Source organism: Lacrimispora brassicae (genome assembly GCF_054772055.1).
In genome coordinates this window covers 1-24129 of sequence record NZ_BRYH01000003.1, presented here as the reverse complement: position 1 = coordinate 24129, position 24129 = coordinate 1, and the positions used below count along the sequence as shown (strand labels likewise).

The following is a 24129-nucleotide window of genomic DNA, read 5'->3' as shown; positions in this document are numbered from 1 at the left end:
CCATTGCAGACTGGGCCAATACCTGCTATACTTTTAAGATAAGCAAACGAATAAAATACAGACAAAACAGGAGGAATTTATATGTTGAAAGAACTGGTTTCCAAATGCCGTACCTTCCGCCGTTTCTATGAGGATGAAGCCATTTCCCTGGAAGACTTAAGGGAGCTGGTGGATTTAGCCAGGCTCACTGCCTCAACGGCCAATTCCCAGGCCTTAAAGTTCCGGCTGTGCAGCACTCCCCAGGAAACAGCTAAGGTATTCCCTGCCTTAAGCTGGGCGGGCGCTCTGCCGGACTGGGATGGACCCGAAGAAGGGGAACGCCCTTCTGCCTACATCATCATTTTATGCGATTTGACTCTTGGGAAAAATAAGCTGTATGATGACGGGATCGCCGCCCAGACCATCATGCTTGGAGCTGTAGAAAAGGGATACGGCGGATGCATATTAGCGAGTGTGCAGAGAAGTCATCTGGCAGAAGCCCTTTCCATTGATCCGTCCCGGTATTCCATAGATTTAGTTCTTGCCCTTGGAAAGCCCAAGGAAGAGGTGGTCATGGTCCCGGTTAAGGAAGATGGGGATACCCGCTATTACCGGGATGAGAATCAGGTACATTATGTTCCCAAAAGAGCCCTTGATGATATCATCGTTTAGGCGGAGACAGGAACAGCTCACGTTCCTTCCTCCCTTTAAAATCTCTGTCCGCATTTAGGGCAGTATTCAAAATTCTCTGTAGTTTCATAGCCGCAGTGGGAGCATTGCTTCCGGTTCCAGTCTGAGGTCCTGTGGCCGGACTGCACCAGGGACATGTCCTGTTCACTGATGTCCATGGACTCTCCGCGGCTTAATCTCTTTCCCTTTTCCGGGTCCAGTTCGTAAATGGCATTACAGCAGGACATTTGAACGTAATAATGCCGGTCCCACTTTATGATGGGGATGAAAAAAATACTGAAATAGCTGTAAGTCATAAAGACCTGGTATCTGCCGTAGCCTCCGCACAGGCCGCAGATCACTGTTTTGGTGTAATCGAGCAGCTTCTTTCCCTGGCTCATACCGCATATAAATAGCATAATTTCCTCCTGAGATTGGTTGTTGGGTTGGACTGTTTCACATTACAAGCCAAGAGCATACGTTTGCATTTTCGTTGAGGTCAATAAATCCTTAAAATCAAAATTATTTTGATTTTTCCATGTTAATATTCTATCACAACTCCATATAGCTGACAACTTATATAAGGTCCATATACAAGGTGAACAGCTATAATGCTTTCATACTGCCATATTGCTAAGACAAAGGTGCCGCAGAACGACCAGATGATAGTCGTTCTGCGGCACCTTTCCTATTATACTACCAGGTATAAAACAAATCTGATTACCGCAATAACTGCAGTACATACGGCAGTAGTTATATAGAACGGTTTTGGGTGGAAGTGAAATAGCGTAAAACAGTAATCGCCGCTTGCTTTGCGAAAACGCAGAGCAGGCGGCGGTCTAAAAGTGAGATGCTCCATAAAATGAGCGGAGGCACCGCAGCACGGTAAGTTATCCCTACATGCTGCAATGCCCCTGTTAAAATCATCTGTTATCTTCTGTTTCGGCTTCTGAATGTCCATAAAAGGTAAGCAGGTACAACCCGCAAATACCTACCAGGGCATACACGATTCTAGTAATCCATGTCATGCTGCCGAAAATAAATGACACCAGGTTGAAATTGAAGAAACCTACCAGCCCCCAGTTTACCGCGCCGATAATGGCTAAGGTCAGAGCAGTGTAACTTAATGCTTTATTTCTCATGGCACTACCTCCTTTTCTTTCTTTATTATGGAGTAGCTTTCTGGTTTTTATACATTATTTTCCCAAACTATCGATCCTGGACCTTATATCGTTCTCCCGGTCTTTAAATAACAACCGCTCATTGTATTGATAATACCGTTCACAATCGTATTCTTTTAAAAATTCAACGCTGTAATATCCGGTATTTAACTCCGTTAAAAATACCACCATTTCCTGTCCGTCTCCAAAGGCGGCTTCCATGAAATCAAAGGCGTGTTCCAGGGCTTTTCCCGCCTCCTCTGACAGAGACTCATACCTGGCATTTTCCTCTTCAAACATTCCACGTATCCGGTCCCAGGCCGCCTCATTTTCCTGGAAGCCTTCCCCGCGAAGGATTTCCTCATACTGGACTAAAAGGGCTTCCACATCCCTGCGTAAATAATCTTCTCTCCTGTTTAAAAGGCCTGCGCTCCGCTTCCTGTCCCAATCTCCATTCCACTGGTCCCTTAAGAGAGACAGCCGGTCCGCCATAGGGGTCTCCGGACTGCTGCCGGCTTCCGGACTTATTTTTTTCAATTCCCCCATGAGAAGTCCTGTTTTTTCTCCCTGATTGGATACGCCGCGGAAGTTCTGTCCCAATCTGGACAGTAAAAGGCCGATGACATTTAATTTCTCGTCAAAGGGCGCCCGTTTCAGCCTGTTGCAGAGGCTTTCCCGGATGGTGCCGGACAGAATTTCATCGATCTGGTAATCATCCCGGTATTTATAATATATCTCCAGGTAATTGGTGAAATCCTTGGCAATCTTAGGAAACTGGATGTACTCTCCCACCACATCCCTGTCCGCCTTTTTTCCCAGGCGCTCATAAACTTCAATAAATTTCGATAAGTCTTCCCAGCCTCTGGGTGTGGCAAAAAACTTTCCATCCACGGTGGTTTCGATCCTGCAGAAATATTCTGTCCTGGCATTGAGATAGGAAATGACCGCCGGATGGATGGCCTGTTCATAGGCATAGGCCTTCCACACCTCAAAGTCCGGCTCCACATGGATGAGCTTGATTCGGTCCAAGGTAACCACATCAAAATCCCGGACCGATTTGTTATATTCCGGCGGGTTTCCGGCCGTCACAATGACCCATCCGTCGGGGATCCTGTGGTTTCCAAAGGTCTTATACTGGAGAAACTGGAGCATGGTAGGCGCAAGGGTTTCGGAAACACAGTTGATCTCGTCAATAAAAAGGACCCCTTCCTTAAGGCCGGTGGTCTCGATCTTATTGTAAATGGAGGCCACGATCTCGCTCATGGTGTATTCCGTTACCCTGTAAACACTTCCTCCAAATTCCTTCTCGTTTATAAAGGGAAGTCCCACCGCACTCTGACGGGTGTGGTGGGTGATGGTATAGGACACCAGACCGATCCCGCACTCCCTGGCTACCTGCTCCATGATCTGTGTCTTTCCCACTCCCGGAGGCCCCAAGAGAAACACCGGCCTTTGATGGACTGCCGGTATTTCATAGGCGCCGTATGCATCCTTAAGCAGATAGGCTTCTATGGTATTCTTAATTTCTTCTTTTGCTCGTTTAATATTCATGTTAAAATCTCCTGTCATGTAACTTCCAGATCTTCTGATTTAAGGATCACCTTCATGGCCCAACCCGGTACGGAAATATCCTCATACTGGTCCTCCATAAAAACAAAGGCTGTATCATAGGGCGGCATTTTCACCGGATATATCCCTTTTCCGTCGGTAAAATACAAAAGACCCCTAAGCTTTTGAAAGGCTCCCTTGCTCAAAAGACCGTTTACATATTCGAAGGCAGGACGAAAATCCGTCCCTCCGAACCCGGATAATGTGAAATGCTCCATATAATCTTCCATTTCTTCCCTGCTTGTGATGGTCACATCCGAGCGGATTTCCTCGTCGCACTGAATGATATGGATATTGATCTTCCTGAAATAGCTTTCCGACTCCCCAAGGATCCCATAGGTTTCCTGAAGGAAATTCCGCACCAGGTCCCCGGATACGGACATGGATGTATCGATCACGATCACAAAATCCTCGATCCTGTAAACCTCTTTTGTCTCCAATGGCTCAATAAGGGGCATATTCCGGTAAAGAGACAGTCCGTAAGTATAAAACACAGGATCAAAGGAGTCCGGATCTATCTCGGCTTCCTCCCTTAATACCGCGAACTTTCTTAAAAACTTCTTGTAATCATATTTTTCCCGGTTTTCCACCCTTACCTGTTCCAAAAGATTTTTTGACGATTCCTCATTCTTTTCCCCAAAGGATTCCATTTCCGTCTGCATCTTTTCCCGGATGTTCTGCCATTTATTCTGACGCTCCATTTGAGACCGGGGATTTTCATCTGATTCCCACCGGTCATGGCTGTCCACATAAAATTCCGCTGCCATCCGTTCATACTGTTCCCGGGTCAGGTTCATATCCTGAAGGTCTTTATAAATCCCCTCGGCAGTAAAGACCTTTCGCCTTTCTGCCAGCCGGCCATATACCTCTCTGCGGTAAGGAGTCTGGTGCCTGTATACAGGCTTTACATAAAACCCGTCCAGAATGGATTCTATGGTGATATCACAGGCCAGATCCCAGTATTCTTTTTCCCGCTTTCCTCTTCCGCCTAAATGGCAGAACAGGCAGTGAAACAGCATATGCAGATAGGCCCTGTTTACCAGGGTACGGCTTCTCTTATATATGGAAAACAAATGCTCCGGCTGATAATAGATCACAAATCCATCGGTCCCCACGCCCCGGCTTGTCCGGTCGGCTTCAAACCCAAGACTGCTTAGAGCCACATCCAGATACCGGAAGCCTAAATAAAGCTCATTTTTGGCATTGGAGAGAATCTCATGGCCCAGTTCCACCTCCGCCAGTTCATCAAGCTGTCTTTGTCTCACCGGATCGATCATGTTACCACCCTCTTTCCTAATTAATCTAAAGGGAAAATTTCCGTTTCCCAGCCTTAAAGCGCTGGCGGCGAAGCTTCATGAGAACGCTTAATACCTCAGGCCTGTCCCCATTTCCCGCCATGTCCACCATTCCGTCAAAATCCTCCTGCTTATGGCCGTACGCTCCGGCAAGCCAAAGGAAAAGGGCCGGATCCTTTTCCTCAAGCGCCAGCCTTGCCGCCCCCTTAAAATGCTCTGATAAATAAGCCTCGTATACCTTTCTGTCCTTTTCAAGAAGATCCATAGGAGTATACAGCCTTCCCAGAACCAGCGCCGCAGTCACCCGCTCCGGCTCCTGCACCAGGATGTGAGGAAACAGGGCGTCGTATTTGTGAAACTGAAACTCCGTCCGTTCAAAGCAGTAGCGGTACATATGGCCGCAGCCATGCATTTCCCTGAGTATGATCCTGGCTGGTGTATGCTCCACGGACTCTTCATACATCTCAGGAAAAACCAGCCTCGCCTCTCCTTTGGCGCTGTAATAGTTTACATAAAGTTCCTGACGCAATTCCGCCAGCAGCTCCTTCATGCAGGAACGCGCTCCATCGACGATATGGATATCCAAAAACCGGATCCCCGAACAGCCGGTAAACAGTCCGGATCCCACATCAAAAATGGAGCTGAAGCATTCCACATGGCTCAACTCATAACAATTATAGAATGCATAGTTTCCTATTTTTCTAACCGTATGGGGCAAATATATATCCTTCAGCCTGTCACAGCTTATTTCTGGCGGAAAATCTTTCTCTTCTATTTCCATTGGATTGCCCTCTTCATCACACAGGCGTATCTCTTTTCCCGCCGATGATAGCATCTCCTTTTTCCCCCAGCCATCGGAAAATGCATAGGCCGCCAATGACCTCACCGGCAAATCCCCGATTTTCTCCGGGACCCGTATGGAACCGTCGTATCCCCGGCAGCCCAGTATCCGCACATGGTTATCCGTAATCTGATATAAAAACATCCTGAAATCCTCTCCACTAACCGTTTAACAAATCAATATAACAGAAAAATGGGAGAAATGCAACGGACTTTTTCTGATAACAGGCAAAATCAGGTTCAAAACTTTTTAATATCAAACATTTGCTCCAACAGCAGCCAGTTTGCCCGGAAAAACTGCATGATCTGCCAGTACCCGGCTCCGGTCAGGCCGTATTCCTTGATCAGGTCAAACTTGGCCTTATAGCTTCTCACATCCTCAAACCACACCTCATGCTGAATTCCATACTGCCAATAGCGGAAATAGGGAGACATGGCGACCTCGTCAAACTGGATTTCCGCGCCATGGTCAATGGCTATCTGGATGGCCTCTAAGTTGTTTATAGTTCTTGCCCTGGTCACCCCCCGCTCATAGGGCAGAGGCCAGTCATACCCATAGTTGGGGATACCAAGGCTGATCTTCTCCTTGGGGATCTCTGTCAAAGCGTATTCTACCACTCTTCTGACCATGTTGATGGGAGCTACTGCCATTGGGGGGCCGAATGTATATCCCCACTCATAAGTCATAAGCAACACCCGGTTAGCCGCTTCCCCCAAAAGCCTGTAATCGACCCCTTCATACAAAAGCCCCATCTGGGTCGCTGATGTTTTGGGGGCGAGGGCCACCGTGACCTGATAGCCGAACTGGTTCATGATCTGGGTGGTCCGTCTCACAAAATCCACATAAGCGAGACGGTCAGCCGCCAGGATATATTCAAAGTCAATATCCAGGCCTGCAAACCCCTTTTCCAGCATTTTAAGGCCCAGATTCCAGATCAGCCGCTGCTGGATCTCCATATTATGTACCACCGTTGTGACCAGGTTGTTGTTAAAATGACCGTCAGGTCCCAGAGGGGTGAGGGTCAGAATCGGGCGCACTCCAAGCTGCCACGCTCTTTCTATCATCCAGTCATCAGAGCTCATGGGCGGTACCAGATCTCCCTCCATGGTGAACCCATAGGAAAAAACATAAAGATCGGTCAGATATGGAAGGGTATTTTCCAAATTATCCGGACTGATGATGGGGTATGCATAACCGAACACATAAAGAGGCATCCTTTCATCCAAAGGGATTTCATCCCGAATGTAAAGTGCCTGGCCTATAGCCAGGCGGTAGGGATAACCGATCTGGTTATCAAATATCAGATTTTCTACTGGAATGCCCTGAGAAGCAGCAATGGTGTCCACACTGTCCCCCTGCTTTACCACATATATTTTCATAGCAGCATCCTTATACCAGAATTGGTAAAGCATATGTTGAAAAAATCCCCAACATGACAGAAACAGACATATTTTCAGAGTTCTTCAGAAAAAAGTAATATGCTTTTTTATAGCCTTCGTTGTATAATATTGAAAAAGGAGGTTTTCGTATGCAGAATATTTTAGTATGTGATGATGACAAACAGATCGTGGAAGCCATTGATATATATTTAACAGGGGAAGGATTTCATGTAATCAAAGCCTATGACGGTTATGATGCCCTAAAGCTTCTGGAAGGACACGAGGTGGATTTAATGATCCTGGATGTGATGATGCCTGGGCTTGACGGGATCCGGACTACCTTAAAGGTCCGCGAGACAAGCAGTATTCCCATCATCATCCTATCTGCCAAATCCGAGGACACGGATAAGATCCTGGGATTAAACATCGGGGCAGACGATTATATTACCAAGCCTTTTAATCCGCTGGAACTGGTAGCCAGGGTAAAGTCCCAGCTCCGCCGCTATACCCAGCTTGGCAACATGAACCAGCAGCCCGCCGGTCAGGTGTATAAATGCGGAGGCCTGGCCATCAATGACGACAACAAGGAAGTTGCCGTGGAGGGCGAGCTAATCAAGCTGACACCCATTGAGTACAACATCCTGCTGCTTTTGGTAAAGAACGCCGGAAAGGTGTTTTCCATTGACGAGATCTACGAACAGATATGGAATGAAGAAGCCATCGGTGCTGATAATACTGTGGCCGTGCACATCCGGCACATCCGGGAAAAGATCGAAATTAATCCAAGAGAACCCCGCTATTTAAAAGTAGTATGGGGCGTAGGCTATAAGATAGAGAAACAATAGGAGCGTTTATGAAAAAAAGAAAAGATTTTGCGGCCTTCCTGCATATGCTCTTCTCCCTTCTTGTAGTTATGGGTGTCTCCATTATGTACAGCAATTCCCACTATGGAGAGGGTATTCGCTGGATCACCCATGAAACCTATGAGGATACGCCCGACTTCACCCGCCAGCTTAATTCCGACATTGATGATATTTTTAACTATGTAAAATATAAGGAAGTATTTGAAACCAACGGAAAGCTTGATTATTCAAAACCCATTGTCCGGGTCATGGAAGGCCCAGGAACCACCACGGAATATACGGTGGATGAGATGATACGGCGGGCTAAATCCCTTGGTTATTATCTCAACGAACAGTTTAAAGTCAGCGGAGGACAGCCGTCTTCCGATGACGTGGATTCCTATGTGCGGGTGGATTACCGGGCCTATGAGCCGGATTTTAAAATTACAGAGCCAGGAGAAGCATTTCTCACCATGGACCAGCTTTCCCATGAGGTGCTGACCCACCTGGGCAATTACTATTCTTTTTATTACCGCTTTATCCAGAATCCCGGCAACTTAAAGTATGAAGTTCTCTATCGGAACACGGAGGAGGATTACAAGCTTTACAGCAATGTTTCCGGCAAAACCGTAAATGACTTTAAGGCCATGGGAAAATACCTTTACGTAACGGGAGAAGCCCTTTATGTGGATTCCAATTTAAGCACTGTCCCGCAAAATATCTCTTCCCAGTTGGAACAGATGAATCCCTATAACAACGGCAATTACCATATGACCATAGCCGTGAATACTTCCTATCCCTATGACGACGCTTACGCCCAGGCCTCCGCTTCCTATGACCGGATGCGCCTGCTGTTCATCACCGGAATGATCAGCCTGTGCCTGGGAATATTAGGCTGCGCCGCAACCCTGTACGCCCTGGTAAGCCTCACCGGACATCCGGATGAGGAACATTGCTCCGGTCCCATGGAGCGGATCCACCGGCTGCCGGCAGAAAGCTGCCTGATTCTGTTTTTTGGCGCTGCCCTCCTGGCCCTGTTTCTGGCAAACCGGCTGGCGTATAAGATCATCCATCTTTTCCTTTCCGAAGAACAATGGGATTACGGAGAACTGGCGCTGCGGGTCCTGATTTATTATGCAGCCGGGCTGTCTGCCGCCTTAAGCCTTTTAAAACGGTATAAGGAAGGGAATCTCTGGACCGGAAGCCTTACGCACCGGGGACTTCAAAACCTGTCCCTGTATGTGAAAAACCACCGCTTCACCACCCGGATCATGCTTTCCTATGTCCTGTTCCTGGTCTTTAACGTTGTCATGACAATGGCTTTTGCCTTTCTCCTGTTTACCTATGACAGCCTGGAATCCCGGATCGTTATGGGGGCAGTTATCCTGCTGTTTTTCTGCCTGGATTTTTTGGTGTTCCATCAGATGTATAAAAATGCATGGGAAACCGATCAGATCAACGAAGCCCTTTTAAATATTTCTAATGGGGACACCACCTATAAGATCGATACTATGACGTTTAACGGGAAAGAACGGGAGCTGGCAGAGCATATTAATCACATCAGCACCGGACTTGAGACGGCCCTGCAGGAAAAGGTACGGAGCGAACGCCTGAAGGCGGACTTAATCACCAATGTGTCCCATGATATCAAGACTCCCCTTACATCCATCATAAACTATGTGGACCTAATAAAAAGGGAGCAGATCCAGGACCCGAAGATTCAGGGATATTTGGATGTTCTGGAACAGAAGTCTCAGAGGTTAAAGACTTTGACAGAAGATCTGGTAGAAGCCTCAAAGGCAAGCTCAGGAAATTTAAAGCTGGAGATCACCAGCATTGATTTTGTACAACTCATCCATCAGACCAATGGAGAATTTGAAGAAAAGTTTGCTCTCCGCCACTTAGAACTGGTCTCCACCCTTCCCGTGGAATCCATCCTGATCGAGGCGGACGGACGGTACCTGTGGAGGGTGCTTGAGAATCTTTATAACAATGCGTTCAAGTATGCCATGGAATACAGCAGGGTATACGTAGACATCACCGTGGAAGAGAATATGGCGGTCTTTACCATGAAGAACATTTCCCAAAGCCCCTTAAACATCCGGGCGGACGAGCTGACCGAGCGCTTTGTCCGGGGCGATGTTGCCCGGACAACGGAGGGAAGCGGCCTTGGGATCTCCATCGCCAAAAGCCTGGCCGAGCTTCAGGGCGGGGATTTAAGGCTTCATATTGACGGAGACCTATTTAAGGCAGGCCTAGCCTTCCCCATTAAGAAATAAGCCGTATCCTCTCCCACTTTCCTGTCAGATACCGGAGAAAAGATATGATATAATTGGCCGTCCAGCCCATTGGAACCGCAAACCAAACGGCCTGGACGCCAATGACAGGAGCCAGCACGGCCGCTACTGATACCCGGATGGCCAGATTTACCAGATTGGCGGCGGTGAATACCATCACATCTCCTGCCCCCCGCAAAAGCCCGTCTGTGGTCGCCTTTAAGCCAATGCAGACATAAAAGAATGAAATGAACCGGACATAATCCATACCCGTCTGAAATGCCGTATCCGCACTTCCTTCATTTAAGAAGCTTCGTATGAACCAATCTCCCCAGGTCTCCATAATGATACAGATAATGACCGCAAAAACCCCAACCATGATATAGCAGTAACCATAGCCCTTTTTCACCCGGTCCGTCCTTCCGGCGCCTATATTCTGCGCAGTGTAGGTGGACATGGCATTTCCCAGGGCGAGCATGGGCACGATGCAGATGGATTCGATCCTGGTCCCTGCCGCAAACCCCGCCATGACCGCAGAACCGAACACATTGACCACAGATTGTACGAGAAGCATTCCAATATGGACGATGGACTGCTGAAGAGTGGAGGGAATGGCGACCCGCATCATATGAAGCATCATGCCCCAGTCATAGAACCGGAACGGCTCCCTTGTTTCATACCCCTTCAGCCGTTTCATCAGGATGAGAAAAGATATGACCGCGGAAAACCCCTGAGCGATCAAGGTGGCGATTGCCACACCTGCTACCCCCATGAAAAACTGGGTTACAAACAACAGGTCCAGCACAACGTTTAAAAGGGAAGAAAAGACCAGAAGATATAAGGGGGTTTTTGAATCTCCCAGAGCTTGAAAAACCGAAGCCTGTACATTATACATGAACAAGAAGGGAAGGCCTATAAAATAAATCCCCAGATATACCGAAGCATCATAAAACACATTCTCCGGTGTGTTCATGAAGCTTAAAATCCGGTGATTGAAAAAAAGCCCCAGACCGCCTAACATCACGCCGATCAGAAGAAAATTTATAAGGGTGGTGGATATGGCGGTTTTCATGTTTCCAGTCTGTTTTGCCCCGAAAAACTGGGACACAACTACGGAGCTTCCGATCCCGCCCCCCACCGCAATGGCAATAAACACGTTTGTAATGGAATAAGAAGCCCCTACCGATGCCAGGGCCTCTTCCCCTACAAACCGCCCCACCACCACGGAGTCTATGATGTTGTAAAACTGCTGAAACAAGTTTCCAAGAATCATGGGAAGGGCAAAGAGCAAAAGGGCCCTTCCCGGTGAATCTGTTATCATATCAATTGCTTTTCTCTGTGTTTTCATACTCATTATTCTGAACCATTCCTATCCAAATATACGCCAGCCGCAGATAAAGTTCTTCCTCCACCAGGAGCTTAAGGAACGTTCCACTACCTTTCCGTTACTGGAGGAAGCGTCGATAACATTTCCGCCTCCGGCTACGATTCCCACATGGCCGCTTACCACGATGATATCCCCTGCCTGCAGGCTTCCAAAGCTGGTGATCTTCGTATATTTACCTACATTTCTCCAGCCGGAAGACGTCAGGTAGCTTTGTCTCACTCCTGCCTGGTTAAGGGACCAGTAGATAAATCCTGAACAGTCAAAGGACTCCGATCCCTTGGCTCCCCATACATAGGGGCGCCCCAGCTTGGATCTGGCAATGGAAAGCAGTCCGCTTACACCGGAGCCGCCCTTAACGGTACCTCCCTTAGAAGAACTGCCTGAAGAGCCGGAAGACCCTGCGGATTTTATGCCGCTTCCCGTTAGTTTACCCATGGTAAGCTGTCCCACAGAACCATCCGCAGTCAGGCCATTGTTGCTCTGGAAGGCCTTTACCGCCTTTTCTGTCACTTCACCATAATATCCAGTCACATTGGCGGAAGCCAGGTACCCGTATTTATTTAACAACTGCTGGATCCTGGTAACCGATTCCCCCTGCTCACCAAGGGTAAGGCCGTTTGGCTGTGCCCCGGCGCTCATTAAGGTGATCCTGGTGGAAGGTCCTAAATATCCATCCACGACCAGGTCATTCCGGGACTGGAACTGCTTCACCGCGGTCACCGTATCATCTCCGTAAGCCCCGTCCGGAGCAGTGATTAAGTACCCCAGATCCTTAAGGCGCTGCTGGCTGGTTAAAACCACGTCGCTTTTTTCCCCATAGGCCAGAAAGTTGGGCTTGATCTCTTCGCTGTAGAGAAGGTTTATGGTCTGACGTCCGACTTTACCGTCTATGTTTAATCCGTTGACCTCCTGAAGCTTTTTCACCGCTGCCTCAGTTTCATCCCCAAAGCTGCCGGATACCTGGCCTCCACTGGCAAGATACCCTAATTCATAAAGGCGGACCTGGATCCGTGATATGTCTTCCCCTTCCACGCCCTTAGATACGGCGTAATATTTAGCAGATGGAGACATAATGGAATTAAAAGTCTCAGGCCCTACGATCCCATCCTGGACCAGGCAGTTCTGGCGCTGGTAGGTTTTGACCGCCGCCTCTGTCACGTTTCCAAAATAATGGGTGGGCTCATCATTATCCATAAAGCCCAGATTCATCAAACGCTCCTGAAGGCTGGCCACCACCGGATGCTCTGCCCCGTTGCGCAGAAACTCCGGAATGGGATTTTCCTTTTGTTCCGGCACCGTCAGTAACCTTGGCATCAAATCTCCACCGGGAGTCAGTATCTCAACGGGCTGCATTTCCGTTTCTTGTTCCATTGCTATGGCTATGGATGGCGTAGCATCTTTCCCAGTATCCGTAACTGTTTCTGTTTTTCCGCAGCCTGCCAGCAGAGAAGATGTCGCTGCCGCCAGAAACAAAGAATAGGCAGAACGCCTTTTCCATCTTATTTTTATATTCATAAACCAAATTCCTTTCCTAATTATTGCTCATGCTCTCTGAGCATAAAGGGATACCCGAAGGGTATTTAATATGTAAAATCAGGTCTATTTTAGCATAAATTTGTCGGAAAGGGAAAGGGAATTTATCTCATTGCACCCAAACAGAGGTTATGATATAGTTAAAGCAGTGAAAATACAGTCAGAACCGCTGACTTTAAACAGAAAAGGAGGGATTTTTATGACACCGATCTTGTGGGCTGCCGGCGGTACCGGCTTTACATTCCTCATGACCACCCTGGGTGCTTCCGTTGTATTTTTCTTCCGGAAGGAGGTAAACCAGTCTGTCCAGAGAATCTTCCTGGGCTTCGCTGCCGGCGTCATGATTGCGGCCTCTGTATGGTCGCTTCTCATTCCGGCTATTGAAGAAGCCGAGGCAAAAGGGATTCCAGGCTGGATGCCTGCTGCCGGAGGATTTATTTTAGGGGTACTTTTCCTCATAGTGCTGGATACTCTTCTTCCTCACCTTCATCCCGACATGAACGCTCACGGAAAGAATGAGGCGGAAGGAATCTCTTCCACCTGGAAACGGACCACCCTGTTAGTCATGGCCGTTACCCTGCATAACATTCCGGAAGGCATGGCCGTTGGGCTGGCCTTTGCCCTGGCCGCCCAGCACGGAAGTGATCCTTCCCTTTATACCGCCGCCATAGCTCTTGCCATCGGTATCGGCATTCAGAACTTTCCGGAAGGCGCCGCCATTTCCCTGCCGCTCAGACAGGAAGGCTTATCTACGGGAAAAGCATTTCTCAAGGGCAGCATGTCCGGGATCGTAGAACCCATATTCGGGATCCTTACCGTGATCATTGCCGGCAGCATCCAGCCGCTCATGCCCTGGCTTTTGTCCTTTGCGGCAGGCGCCATGATGTACGTGGTGGTGGAAGAGCTGATTCCAGAGGCCCACTTGGGAGAGCATTCCAATGTTGGAACCCTTGGAGTTATGGTGGGATTTCTGATCATGATGATTTTAGATGTAGCTTTGGGATAAAAAAAGGATATCCGGGAGACAGACCTCTGCCTCCCGGATATCTTTTTTTCTATCATGATTTCCTGTCAAACTTCATATTTGTGCTTTGTACGCAGCCTGGCCAGAGATCTGGCTAAAGAAGCCTCAAAATGAGAGTGCTCCTGAAGGCTTTGCCCCTGCCTTAGCTGCTCCTCCGCCCTTTCCCTGGCTTCCTCTGCACGGCGTTCATCAATTTCCTCCGGATGCTCGGCAGTGTCAACAAGAAGGGTCACACGGTTGTTAACGATCTGAATAAAGCCATTTCCTACAACTGCATGAATCCACTGGCCGTCTTCATCCAACAGCCGCATCTCCCCTATGGATACTGCAATGACCATATCCTCATGATGGGGAAGAACCGCCTTCTCGCCATCTGCAAGGGGAATAATAAGCTTTTGGCACCGGCCCTTATAAAATATCTTGTTGCTGGCAAGAACCTGAAGGAAAAATGTATTTGTACTCACAGGCAGCACCTCCAAGCTAAGCCTCTAATGTTCCGGCCTTTTCAATCACCTCATCAACGGTTCCTACGTTAAAAAATGCGGCTTCCGGATACTGGTCCATATCACCGTTTACAATTGCCTTAAAGCCCCGGACTGTTTCCTTAAGGGGAACGTATTTGCCCGCAACTCCGGTAAAGTTCTCAGCCACAGAAAATGGCTGAGACAGGAATTTCTGGATCTTTCTTGCCCGGTAAACCGTTGTCTTATCCTCATCCCCCAGTTCTTCCATGCCCAGGATTGCGATAATATCCTGCAGTTCTCTGTACTTCTGAAGGATTTCCTGAACCTTACGGGCCACTTCATAATGCTCTTCCCCCACCACATCCGGTTCCAGGATTCTGGAGTTAGACGCAAGAGGGTCAACCGCCGGATAAATTCCCTGTTCCACGATCTTTCTGGATAAAACCGTGGTGGCATCCAAATGGGCAAAAGTCGTTGCCGGAGCCGGATCCGTAAGGTCATCGGCAGGCACATAAACTGCCTGAACGGAGGTAACGGAACCATTTTTCGTGGAAGTGATCCTCTCCTGAAGCTCACCCATTTCCGTAGCCAGGGTGGGCTGGTAGCCAACAGCCGATGGCATACGTCCAAGAAGGGCGGATACCTCAGAACCTGCCTGGGTAAAACGGAAGATATTGTCAATAAATAAAAGCACATTTTTATGCTCTTCATCACGGAAATATTCCGCCATGGTAAGTCCTGTCTCAGCCACACGCATACGTGCGCCCGGCGGCTCATTCATCTGGCCGAACACCAGGGCTGTTTTTGAAATAACCCCGGATTCTCCCATCTCAGTCCAAAGGTCGTTTCCCTCACGGGAACGCTCTCCAACACCGGTAAAAATAGAATATCCGCCATGCTCTGTGGCGATGTTGTGGATCAGCTCCTGGATCAGAACCGTTTTTCCCACACCGGCACCGCCGAACAGACCGATCTTTCCGCCTTTCGCATAAGGGGCCAGCAGGTCAATGACCTTGATCCCTGTTTCCAGGATCTCAGCCACCGGGCTCTGCTCCTCAAAGGCCGGAGGATCTCTGTGAATGACCCACTCCGGGCCTCCCTGCAAGGCTCCTCCGTTATCAATGGTCTCTCCAAGGACATTAAAAAGGCGTCCCAGAGTCTGCTCACCTACCGGGACTTTGATTCCTTCCCCGGTAGCGGTTACCTCCATGCCCTTATACAGTCCTTCGCTGGAAGCCAGCATGATGCAGCGGACCGTGCTGTTGCCCATATGCTGTGCAACTTCCATTACACAGCGTTTCCCGTCATTATCCACCTCAAGGGCGTCCTTAATACGGGGAAGGTCGCTGCCCTCAAAAAACTCAACGTCTACTACAGGTCCAAGGACCTGAACGATCTTTCCATTATTCATATTCTGTTACTCACAGTTGTGAGGACTCCTCCTCTCTAAAGTTAACTGGAACATTTCTTCCTTTTCTTCTTCTGGGCCTTTGCACCGCTGATCACCTCGGTGATCTCCTGGGTAATGGCGGCCTGACGGATCCTGTTATAGGTGATCGCCAGTTCGTCAAGCATTTCCTGGGCACTTTTTGTTGCGGCCTGCATTGCCATCATTCTGGAATTCTGTTCGCTGGAATAGGATTCCACCAGGCCTCCATAGATAAAGCCTGCGATGTAATTGGGCACGATGGCATCAATCACTGCCTGGGGAGACGGCTTCATGGTGATCTCCTCCAGATGCACGTTAATGGGAACGGTCTGGCCTATCCGGTGCTTAGGGATGGGAAGAAGCTGTTCGATCTCAGCTTCCATTTTCATGGCATTCACCATCCTGGTGTAGATCATATACACCTCATCCAGCTTTCCTGACAGAAAGTAATCCACGATCTTTTCTTCAATGATTCTGGCCCGGCTCATATTTGGCTTTTGCACGGTATACCGGAAATCCTGCTCCACCGGTATTCCTTTCTTCGTAAAATACTGCTGTCCCAGGTCACCTACTACGAACAGCATGGGATTCCCGCCTTTGTCGATCTGGTCCTGAGCCAGTTTAAAAATATTATGATTATAAGAACCAGCAAGCCCCTTGTCAGCCGTTACCACGATGTATCCGATTTTACGTTCTTCTTTTTTAATATGCGGTCTTGTATCCAGATACGGGTCGTCAATGTCGGGCGTATGCCTTATGATCCTGGCAATGGTCCTTTGCAGCGCATAAAAATAAGGCTCCGTATCAGTCAGGGCTTTCCTTGCCCTTTTCAGCTTTGACGAGGAAATGGTATACATCGCATTGGTTATCTTCATAGTGCTTTTGATGCTGTTCATCCTGCTTTGTATCTCTCTCGCATTTGCCATATCCTACACCCGTTTCTGTTTAAATTCGGCTGCCGCATCAAGAATTTTCTGCTTTAGCTGGTCAGACAGCGCCTTGCTCTCTTCGATTTCCTTTCCGATTTCCGGATGGCGCTCATCAAAGAAAGCCAGCATTTCTCTCTGAAACTCCTTGATCTTAGGAACTTCCACATCCAAAAGCAGCCGGTTATTGGCCACAACCAGGCTGATTACCTGGGCATGGAGGCTTAAAGGATGGCATAAGGGCTGTTTTAACAACTCCGTAAGCCCTTTTCCATACATGATCTGCTCCTTGGTAGCCGGATCTAAATCCGAGCTGAACTGGGTAAACACCTCCATCTCCCGGCACTGGGCCAGGTCGATACGGATGCTTCCCGCAGCCTTTTTCATGGCCTTGGTCTGTGCCGCTCCACCTACTCGGGATACGGAAAGTCCAACGTTTACCGCCGGTCTCATACCGGAGAAAAACAGGTCACTTTCCAGGAATATCTGTCCGTCTGTAATGGAAATGACATTGGTGGGGATGTAAGCCGATACATCTCCTGCCTGGGTTTCAATGATCGGCAGTGCGGTAATGGAACCGCCTCCTGCTTCCTCGTTCAACCGGCTGGAACGTTCCAAAAGTCTGGAGTGGAGATAAAATACATCGCCGGGATAAGCCTCACGGCCTGGAGAACGCTCTAAAAGCAGAGACAGGGCACGGTAAGCCACCGCATGCTTTGACAGATCATCATAAACGATGAGCACATCTTTTCCCTTGTACATGAAATACTCTGCCAGAGCAGTTCCTGCATAAGGCGCAATAAACTGTAAGGGCGCCGGCTCACTGGCTGAGGAAGATACCACGATGGTATAATCCATGGCACCGTAATGAGTCAGGGTATTCACCAGCTTTGCAACGGTGGAAGCCTTCTGGCCGACCGCTACATAAACGCAGATCACGTCCTTTCCCTTCTGGTTTAAGATCGCATCAATGGCTATGGAAGTCTTACCGGTCTGACGGTCGCCGATGATTAACTCCCTCTGCCCCCGTCCAATGGGGAACATGGAGTCAATGGCAAGAATCCCTGTTTCCATGGGCACGGATACACTCTTACGGTCAATAATGCCAGGTGCTTCATGTTCAATGGGACGGTAATCGTCAGAGATGATCTCTCCCTTTCCGTCAATGGGCGCACCAAGAGCATTGACCACTCTTCCCACAAACCCGTCGCCTACGGGGATACCGGCGCGCTTCTTTGTTCTTGTTACCTTACAGCCTTCCCTGATGTCCCGGTCAGAGCCGAACAGGATACAGCCGATGTCTTCTCTTCTGATGTCCTGTACCATTCCCTTGATTCCGTTATCAAAAATAACAATTTCTCCGTACATGGCACGGTCGATTCCATAAACCGTTGCAATGCCGTCGCCAACGCTTATAACCCTTCCCACTTCCTGGTCCCTGGCATGGGCGTCATAATCTTCAATCTCACTTCTCAATATAGAAATAATTTCATCTGAATTGATGGAAGCCACGTTTTTCACCTCCGCATTATTTTTTGTTCCAATTCTTTAAGACGTCCCTTTAAGCTCCAGTCAGTCTCCACATCTCCCACGCGAATGATGAATCCGCCGATCAAACTTGGGTCAAGGATCAGGCGAAGCCTTACATCCTTTTTTTCATATTTTTTACACAGCATCCCTTTGATCTCCTGAAGCTGTTCTTCCTCCGGCTCTGTCACGTAGAAAAGAGAAGCCTCCAGGATCCCTTCCTGCCTGCAAACACAGGCACGCCATGCCTTAAAAATATCATCTGCAAGGTCCATATCCCGGCGGTCCACCAAGACCTTGATAAAAGTCCTGATTTCAGCAGAAAATACACGGTCAACGATCCGGTACTTGCTGCTCCTTGCCACCACAGGGCTATTAAGGGCGCGTTTCAGCTCCGGCACAGTCCTTAATGCCAGAGCCGTTTCCTCAATGACCGTTTCAGGAACAGAAAGCTCATAAAGAACCTGCCCGTAATTAATTGCTGCCTGCATCATGGAAATCACCTGCTTCTGCTATAAATGAATCGTAAAGCGCCTGATTTGCCCTGGCGCTCACCTCCTGATTAACTACCTTGGCCGCTGCTGCAATAACTAAGCCTGCAAGCTGCGCCTTGGCCTCACGCATAGCCTTTTCCTGATCAGCCTCCGCTTGTTTCCTGGCTTCGACCATCAGACGGCCTGCATCTTCCCCCGCATCCTTTAAGATCCGGTCATACTGGGCCTTTGCCTGGATTTTCGCTTCTTCAATAAGCCTTGATCCCTCTTCAGAGGAGGCAGCCAGCTTTTCGTCATACTGTTTTTTAAGCTCTGCTGCCTGACCTTCCTTATTCCTGGCATCTGATATGCTCTGGTCAATCATTCCCTTCCGTTTGTTCATCACATCCGTGACCGGCCCTATGAGGAAATGTTTAAGGAGAAGATACAGGACGATGAGATTCACCATATTCCACACAAAGTTCATATCCAGTCTAAGCATCTATACCGCCTGCCTTTCTTTTAATTTTTTCCACCCTAATCCTGATCTTAAGAATTATTTGAGGAATAAAATAATGAGAAGGGCTATAACGAAACCATAGATGGCAGTTGCCTCGGCAAGGGCACAACCTAAAAGAAGGGCCTTGCTGATCTTGCTTTCCGCCTCTGGCTGTCTTGCAATGGCATCAACTGCCTTGGAAGTTGCGATTCCGATTCCGATTCCTGCTCCAATACCTGTAAATACTGCGATTCCTGCTCCAATTGCTATTAACATAATAATTCTCTCCTTTTGATTTTAATGACTTACTCCACTGCTTCCTTGATAAAAAGTGCAGTTAAAAATACAAATACATACGCCTGAATCAATCCGTCAAAGATGTCAAAGTAACAGGTGAACGGAATAGGTACGATTGGCGCAACCAACTGCTTAAGCAGCTCCATAACTACGAATGATCCCAAAACATTACCAAACAACCGCATGCACAGAGAAAGCGGCCTGATAAATAATTCCAGAACGTTCATTGGGGCAAGAAGCGGCAGCGGCTCCCCGAAGCTCTTAAAAAAACCCTTAACCCCTTTTTTGTGAAAACCTGAATACTCTATCAGCAAAATGCTCATAATAGCAAGCGCTGCGGTGGCATTTAAATCCTTGGTAGGCGGCTTAAATCCCACCAGGCCAATTAAATTGGCCACTCCGATATAAATTGCCACGGATATGAGATAAGGGATATACCGTTTTCCCTCTTCTCCCACCAGGTCTTCAAAAAAATTGTAAATTCCGCCGATTGTCATTTCAAGCGCTAACTGCTTCTTCCCAGGATTCTCAACCTTAAGATTTCTTACCAGAATGATGGAAAGGAGCGTCAGAGCAGCCATGATAATCCATGATACCACCACTGATTCAGAGATGGGAATCCCGCCGAACACAGGAATGGTAAAAACCGTTTCGCAGTTCAGTTCCTCTAATAACTTCTCTGCCAAATCCTCCGTAATGCTCACTTCCTTTCTTAAACCGTCCTCCTCTTATATATTACCAGATTTGCAAATTGTACTCCTAAATATACATGATACAGGAGGTATACCGTGTATCATACTTTCATCTTTGGAAATTGTCAACTTTTTGCAGAATTCGTAACATCCTGTTAATGTCTGCACTTGTTTGAACAATTAAAACAATTTTAACCTGTGAAATTATAAAATTTTTATTAATTTTTTAAGCCAAAATATGGCCAGATCCTAAAGTATTTTCTTTTCAGTGAATTTTTCTAGGTTTTATGTAGAATTTTTTTCTGATTATTTGTGAAATTTAACTACGTTTTTTTTGGGTTTTTTCATTTCCCCGTCATTAGTACCTAACGCAATTATAAATAAGCAGAGATTGATGGAAAAAAAGGATGCCCCTTCTGCCTTGTCCTCCTGTGAGGCTATCAAATCCTACAAATGCCATGCAAAAAACTTTTCCTGCTTTTCATGGCTTTCTTCCTATTAAAATGGACAGGATTCTGCTATAATAGAAGAAATGCAAAACAAATGCTTCAAAGGAGGTATTTCTATGGGAGAAATGATTTCTTCATTTGACGGGACCAGGCTGTTTTTAAACAGAGAGGTTCCAGAGGCCGTGCTAGGAGTGGCCGTCATTGTTCATGGGCTGTGTGAGCATCAGGGAAGGTATGATTACGTTGCGGAGCTGTTTCACAAGGCCGGGATCGGGACCTACCGCTTCGATCACAGGGGCCACGGACGTTCCGAGGGGGAACGGACCCACTATGAAGACTTTAATGAACTGCTTGACGACACCAATGTGGTGGTTGACATGGCCATCAAAGAAAATCCGGATATTCCGGTATTTTTAGTAGGCCACAGCATGGGAGGTTTTACCGTTTCCCTGTATGGCGCAAAATACACAGACAAAAAACTTCGGGGCATCGTCACCAGCGGAGCTTTGACAAAGGATATCATAGGGCTGATCAGCAGTGTTCCCAAAGGCCTGGATCCCCATACCAAGCTTCCCAACGAACTGGGCGCCGGCGTTTGCTCTGTCGCTGAAGTTACGGACTGGTACGGCAAGGATCCCTATAACTCTAAAACCTTTACCACCGGCTTATGCTACTCCATCTGCCAGGGAATTGCCTGGTTTGAAGAGGCGGTCACAAGGTTTGAGTACCCCATTCTCATGCTTCACGGAGAAAAGGATGGGTTGGTAAGCGTTCAGGACACTTATCAGTTTTTTGCAGCCGCCCCGTCAAAGGATAAGCAGATGAAGATTTACGGCGGATTGTTCCATGAGATCTTTAATGAATACTGCAAGGATGAGGTCATTCATGATGCCCTTCACTGGATCCAGGCGAGGATTTCCCATTAAGAGAAGGAATATCATCATTTTCATCCTCAGGTTATGCAAAAAGCAGCGTTTTTCCTTTACGGGCAAACGCTGCTTTCTTTTTTATTTTATTTCAGGTTCTCTACCAGTGAAGGACTGTACCTCCTACCTTCTGTTTCTCCGTATCAAACACAATGACCGTTCCAAGACCCTTTACCTCTCCTGCCGTAAGCAGGTCACAGGAATCCCCAATATCCCGGTGGGCCAGAATGACCACATACTTCTTTCCCTTCCAGCCAATGGATACCGCTTCCGCCTCAGAAGGGCTTAAGGGAAGGGTTGGATCTGCACCGAATACAGGAAGGAGAGAAAGCTCCGGGGCTTTGTATTTCCTCTTTTGGCCTCCGGAAACAATGGTAATGATGGAAGAAAATCCCTCTGTTTCCCTTCCCGCCAGAAGCTGTTTTCCTGTTTCCATCTGATTGTAATTTCTGGAAATCCGGCCTTCCGACAGCTTCATCTCACACCCTTTTGTGAGAACTGTCAATTCCCCGTCAGCTTTGATGCCGGAATAGCGCACCGTGGCCCCGGAACGGGAGACCTTTCCTAAGTTGTTAAAATGGTAAAGCTGCTGACAGGTATGCTTTTCACTGGAAAAAAACTCATCGGCAATCAGATAAAGGTCCGTATCAATTGCCACCACCTTTCTGGTAATCCACACGTTGCCCTCTTTCCCGTTTAAATATCCACCGTGGCTTCCCTGGACATAACGGTATCCGTCCTTTTTCTTATAGCCGCCAAAATACGCTGCGGACATTTTATCCACTCCCCAGGCCTCCCGGCATGTTAGATAGTCACGGCCATCTACCAGAGGAACGTTGTGGCCCAGGGCGCTTTTAAACCAGGTCCTTGCTTCACCGGGCACATAATGATAACGCCCTGTGTCCATAAGCACGTCTTCTCCGTTGATCACAAGATCCACATGGAGTTTGTCGGAATGGCCGTGGCCTCCTCCCAGGAATCCGCAGCGGAAGTGGAAATAGTCGGCATTTTCATCCCAGCCGGAGCGGATAAAAAGATTTCCGGTGTTTTCCATGACTCTTTCTAAAAAATCCGGTTCTTTTGAATCCAGCTTTCCATAGCCCTGGATCCCTTCTTTTAAGAAGTCCCAGGCTCCGTCATAATCCATTCTGTCATAGGCACAAAATTTCAGCACCGGGTCTGAAAAAAGCCAGGCGCTTTGGGCCAGCAGATCCCTGAGATCGGTTTCATCGCTGTCTCCCTGCATGGGCTGGCAATGGTTTGGCTTTTTCCATGCAATGTTTGCATAGGCCATCTGCCTTACTTTCTCTTTCATTTTCTTGGGAAGCTTAATGCCGTAACGTCCGGCCAGACGCATCACTTCCAGATAACAGTGAAACACCTCATTATGATACATAGGAGATTGTTCCCAATGCACTCCGTCGTCGGCCACCTGCACCTCTATTTCTTCATTAAGGCGTATAAGGGCTGCATCCAGATATTCCCTTGTCCGGTCGCAAACAGGAAGAGCCAGTGCGATCTCCATCAGCCCCCGGTTCTCAATCACTCCCCAGTTGCTCTTGATCTGGAAATGTTTGTAGGTTGTCATCAGGTATTCCCCGTGAACGGCGAGACAATCCATATATGCCTTCACAAGTTCGTCTCCGACAGAGGGACTTTCCTTAAAATAGCCCATGGCCTTTACCCAGGTTTCAGCCCGTATCCCGGCCTCAATGCTCCTCCATGTGGTCTGCCTGGTTTCTTCTGTCAGAGGGTTGCTTTTTATCCAGGAATCCAATAGCTCTGCAAAAGTCTTTGCATACTTTTCATCTCCGGTTATGGTATATGCCTGTCCCAGGCATATAAAAAACTGGTGGCGGTTGAACTGAAAGATAAATTCCGGGTCATCTCCCGGCATATGATCCCAGACCACTTCCCCGTCAAAGTGGACCGGCACATAGGTGCGTTCCATATCCCACCGCAGATCGAATAAAAACGTTTGCTCCGCCGCATCATCGGCAATGCGCAGGATGTGGTTCACTTCTTCTGGCCAGTTTCTTTGGCAGTAATCCGTGACCCAAACCTTGTCCTCAAGGGCAATATAATTGTTTCGGTTTTCAAAATACTGTTCCTTTGACATCTCGTTCCCCCTCTTCTGTGAAAAATTATTATACTACCTTCTATTATAAAGGAAAAACCGAAGAAATGGAATAAACGATTTTCATGATTCTTACTCTTTTTTTAGGTTCGTAAGATATCCAGCTGCAGACCTATTAATTCGAAAATCAAAAAGAGGACGCCATATCCGGCCTCCTCTCTCATATCAGTTCTATCCAGTTTTCACCAGGTCTCGCAACCCGCATAAATTCTCGCAAAATAAAAGCCCCACCCCCGCAGCTCTCTGTCTGCAAAACCGGAACTTTTGATGCGCCTTCGGGGGCTCAAACCCCGGACAAATAGATTAAGAGTCTCGTT

Annotated in this window: 22 protein-coding genes; 5 read left to right on the top strand and 17 right to left on the bottom strand. The window is 47.9% G+C overall.

Annotated elements, in window-relative coordinates:
* Positions 1–81: 81 nt before the first annotated feature.
* Complete coding sequence (locus ACYVD3_RS01405) at positions 82–651, top strand: nitroreductase family protein (RefSeq protein WP_460640721.1); 570 nt, start codon at positions 82–84, stop codon at positions 649–651.
* A 35-nt stretch (positions 652–686) separates the two neighbouring features.
* Here the strand turns inward: ACYVD3_RS01405 and ACYVD3_RS01400 are convergent, their stop codons facing one another.
* The 6 genes from ACYVD3_RS01400 to ACYVD3_RS01375 all read right to left on the bottom strand — a co-directional run bounded on the left by ACYVD3_RS01400 (position 687) and on the right by ACYVD3_RS01375 (position 6931).
* Entirely contained in the window at positions 687–1067 is a 381-nt protein-coding gene (locus tag ACYVD3_RS01400) for a zinc ribbon domain-containing protein (protein WP_460640720.1), read from the bottom strand.
* A gap of 504 nt (positions 1068–1571) precedes the next feature.
* Positions 1572–1790, bottom strand: coding sequence for a DUF378 domain-containing protein (locus tag ACYVD3_RS01395; RefSeq protein WP_460640719.1), 219 nt, complete (start codon positions 1788–1790; stop codon positions 1572–1574).
* A 54-nt stretch (positions 1791–1844) separates the two neighbouring features.
* Positions 1845–3359, bottom strand: coding sequence for an ATP-binding protein (locus tag ACYVD3_RS01390; protein ID WP_460640718.1), 1515 nt, complete (start codon positions 3357–3359; stop codon positions 1845–1847).
* A 14-nt stretch (positions 3360–3373) separates the two neighbouring features.
* Entirely contained in the window at positions 3374–4693 is a 1320-nt protein-coding gene (locus ACYVD3_RS01385; RefSeq protein ID WP_460640717.1) for a vWA domain-containing protein, read from the bottom strand.
* A gap of 25 nt (positions 4694–4718) precedes the next feature.
* Positions 4719–5696 (bottom strand): leucine-rich repeat protein, encoded by a 978-nt coding sequence (locus tag ACYVD3_RS01380; protein WP_460640716.1) that lies wholly within the window; start codon positions 5694–5696, stop codon positions 4719–4721.
* A gap of 95 nt (positions 5697–5791) precedes the next feature.
* Positions 5792–6931 (bottom strand): glycosyl hydrolase family 18 protein, encoded by a 1140-nt coding sequence (locus ACYVD3_RS01375; RefSeq protein ID WP_460640715.1) that lies wholly within the window; start codon positions 6929–6931, stop codon positions 5792–5794.
* A gap of 149 nt (positions 6932–7080) precedes the next feature.
* Here ACYVD3_RS01375 and ACYVD3_RS01370 point away from each other — a divergent pair, with 149 nt between their 5' ends.
* Complete coding sequence (locus ACYVD3_RS01370) at positions 7081–7776, top strand: response regulator transcription factor (protein ID WP_460640714.1); 696 nt, start codon at positions 7081–7083, stop codon at positions 7774–7776.
* A gap of 8 nt (positions 7777–7784) precedes the next feature.
* Positions 7785–10052, top strand: coding sequence for a sensor histidine kinase (locus ACYVD3_RS01365; protein ID WP_460640713.1), 2268 nt, complete (start codon positions 7785–7787; stop codon positions 10050–10052).
* Here the strand turns inward: ACYVD3_RS01365 and ACYVD3_RS01360 are convergent.
* Together ACYVD3_RS01360 and ACYVD3_RS01355 are read right to left on the bottom strand one after the other, a co-directional pair.
* Positions 10042–11403, bottom strand: coding sequence for an MATE family efflux transporter (locus ACYVD3_RS01360; RefSeq protein ID WP_460640712.1), 1362 nt, complete (start codon positions 11401–11403; stop codon positions 10042–10044). The two genes, ACYVD3_RS01365 and ACYVD3_RS01360, sit on opposite strands and share 11 nt — an antisense overlap.
* Before the next feature lie 15 nt (positions 11404–11418).
* The gene (locus tag ACYVD3_RS01355) at positions 11419–12951 is read right to left on the bottom strand and encodes a C40 family peptidase (protein WP_460640711.1); all 1533 of its coding nucleotides are present in this window, start codon (positions 12949–12951) and stop codon (positions 11419–11421) included.
* 217 nt (positions 12952–13168) lie between these two features.
* On the opposite strand from ACYVD3_RS01355, the gene ACYVD3_RS01350 reads away from it, so the two are divergent.
* On the top strand, positions 13169–13975 hold the full coding sequence (locus ACYVD3_RS01350) for a ZIP family metal transporter (RefSeq protein WP_460640710.1): 807 nt from the start codon (positions 13169–13171) through the stop codon (positions 13973–13975).
* A 65-nt stretch (positions 13976–14040) separates the two neighbouring features.
* On the opposite strand, the gene atpC is transcribed toward ACYVD3_RS01350, so the two are convergent.
* From atpC to ACYVD3_RS01310, 8 genes are read right to left on the bottom strand one after another with little or no spacing between them, the layout of a single operon-like run.
* Entirely contained in the window at positions 14041–14457 is a 417-nt protein-coding gene (gene atpC / locus ACYVD3_RS01345) for an ATP synthase F1 subunit epsilon (RefSeq protein ID WP_460640709.1), read from the bottom strand.
* Positions 14458–14473: 16 nt separating this feature from the next.
* Positions 14474–15868 (bottom strand): F0F1 ATP synthase subunit beta, encoded by a 1395-nt coding sequence (gene atpD, locus ACYVD3_RS01340; RefSeq protein WP_460640708.1) that lies wholly within the window; start codon positions 15866–15868, stop codon positions 14474–14476.
* Positions 15869–15909: 41 nt separating this feature from the next.
* The gene (gene atpG / locus ACYVD3_RS01335) at positions 15910–16812 is read right to left on the bottom strand and encodes an ATP synthase F1 subunit gamma (RefSeq protein ID WP_460640707.1); all 903 of its coding nucleotides are present in this window, start codon (positions 16810–16812) and stop codon (positions 15910–15912) included.
* Positions 16813–16815: 3 nt separating this feature from the next.
* Complete coding sequence (gene atpA / locus ACYVD3_RS01330; RefSeq protein WP_460640706.1) at positions 16816–18324, bottom strand: F0F1 ATP synthase subunit alpha; 1509 nt, start codon at positions 18322–18324, stop codon at positions 16816–16818.
* Between the two features lie 5 nt (positions 18325–18329).
* Complete coding sequence (gene atpH, locus ACYVD3_RS01325) at positions 18330–18833, bottom strand: ATP synthase F1 subunit delta (protein WP_460640705.1); 504 nt, start codon at positions 18831–18833, stop codon at positions 18330–18332.
* On the bottom strand, positions 18814–19314 hold the full coding sequence (gene atpF / locus ACYVD3_RS01320; protein WP_460640704.1) for a F0F1 ATP synthase subunit B: 501 nt from the start codon (positions 19312–19314) through the stop codon (positions 18814–18816). Before atpF ends, atpH begins: the two co-directional genes overlap by 20 nt.
* A 54-nt stretch (positions 19315–19368) precedes the next feature.
* A complete protein-coding gene (gene atpE / locus ACYVD3_RS01315) occupies positions 19369–19587 on the bottom strand; it encodes an ATP synthase F0 subunit C (RefSeq protein ID WP_460640703.1) in 219 nt (72 codons plus the stop codon).
* A 29-nt stretch (positions 19588–19616) separates the two neighbouring features.
* Positions 19617–20312: a F0F1 ATP synthase subunit A gene (locus ACYVD3_RS01310; RefSeq protein ID WP_460640702.1), complete on the bottom strand. Its 696-nt coding sequence runs from the start codon at positions 20310–20312 to the stop codon at positions 19617–19619.
* Between the two features lie 553 nt (positions 20313–20865).
* Here ACYVD3_RS01310 and ACYVD3_RS01305 point away from each other — a divergent pair.
* On the top strand, positions 20866–21675 hold the full coding sequence (locus ACYVD3_RS01305; RefSeq protein ID WP_460640701.1) for a lysophospholipase: 810 nt from the start codon (positions 20866–20868) through the stop codon (positions 21673–21675).
* A gap of 100 nt (positions 21676–21775) precedes the next feature.
* Here ACYVD3_RS01305 and ACYVD3_RS01300 read toward each other — a convergent pair whose 3' ends face one another.
* Entirely contained in the window at positions 21776–23794 is a 2019-nt protein-coding gene (locus ACYVD3_RS01300) for an alginate lyase family protein (protein ID WP_460640700.1), read from the bottom strand.
* Between the last annotated feature and the right edge of the window lie 335 nt (positions 23795–24129).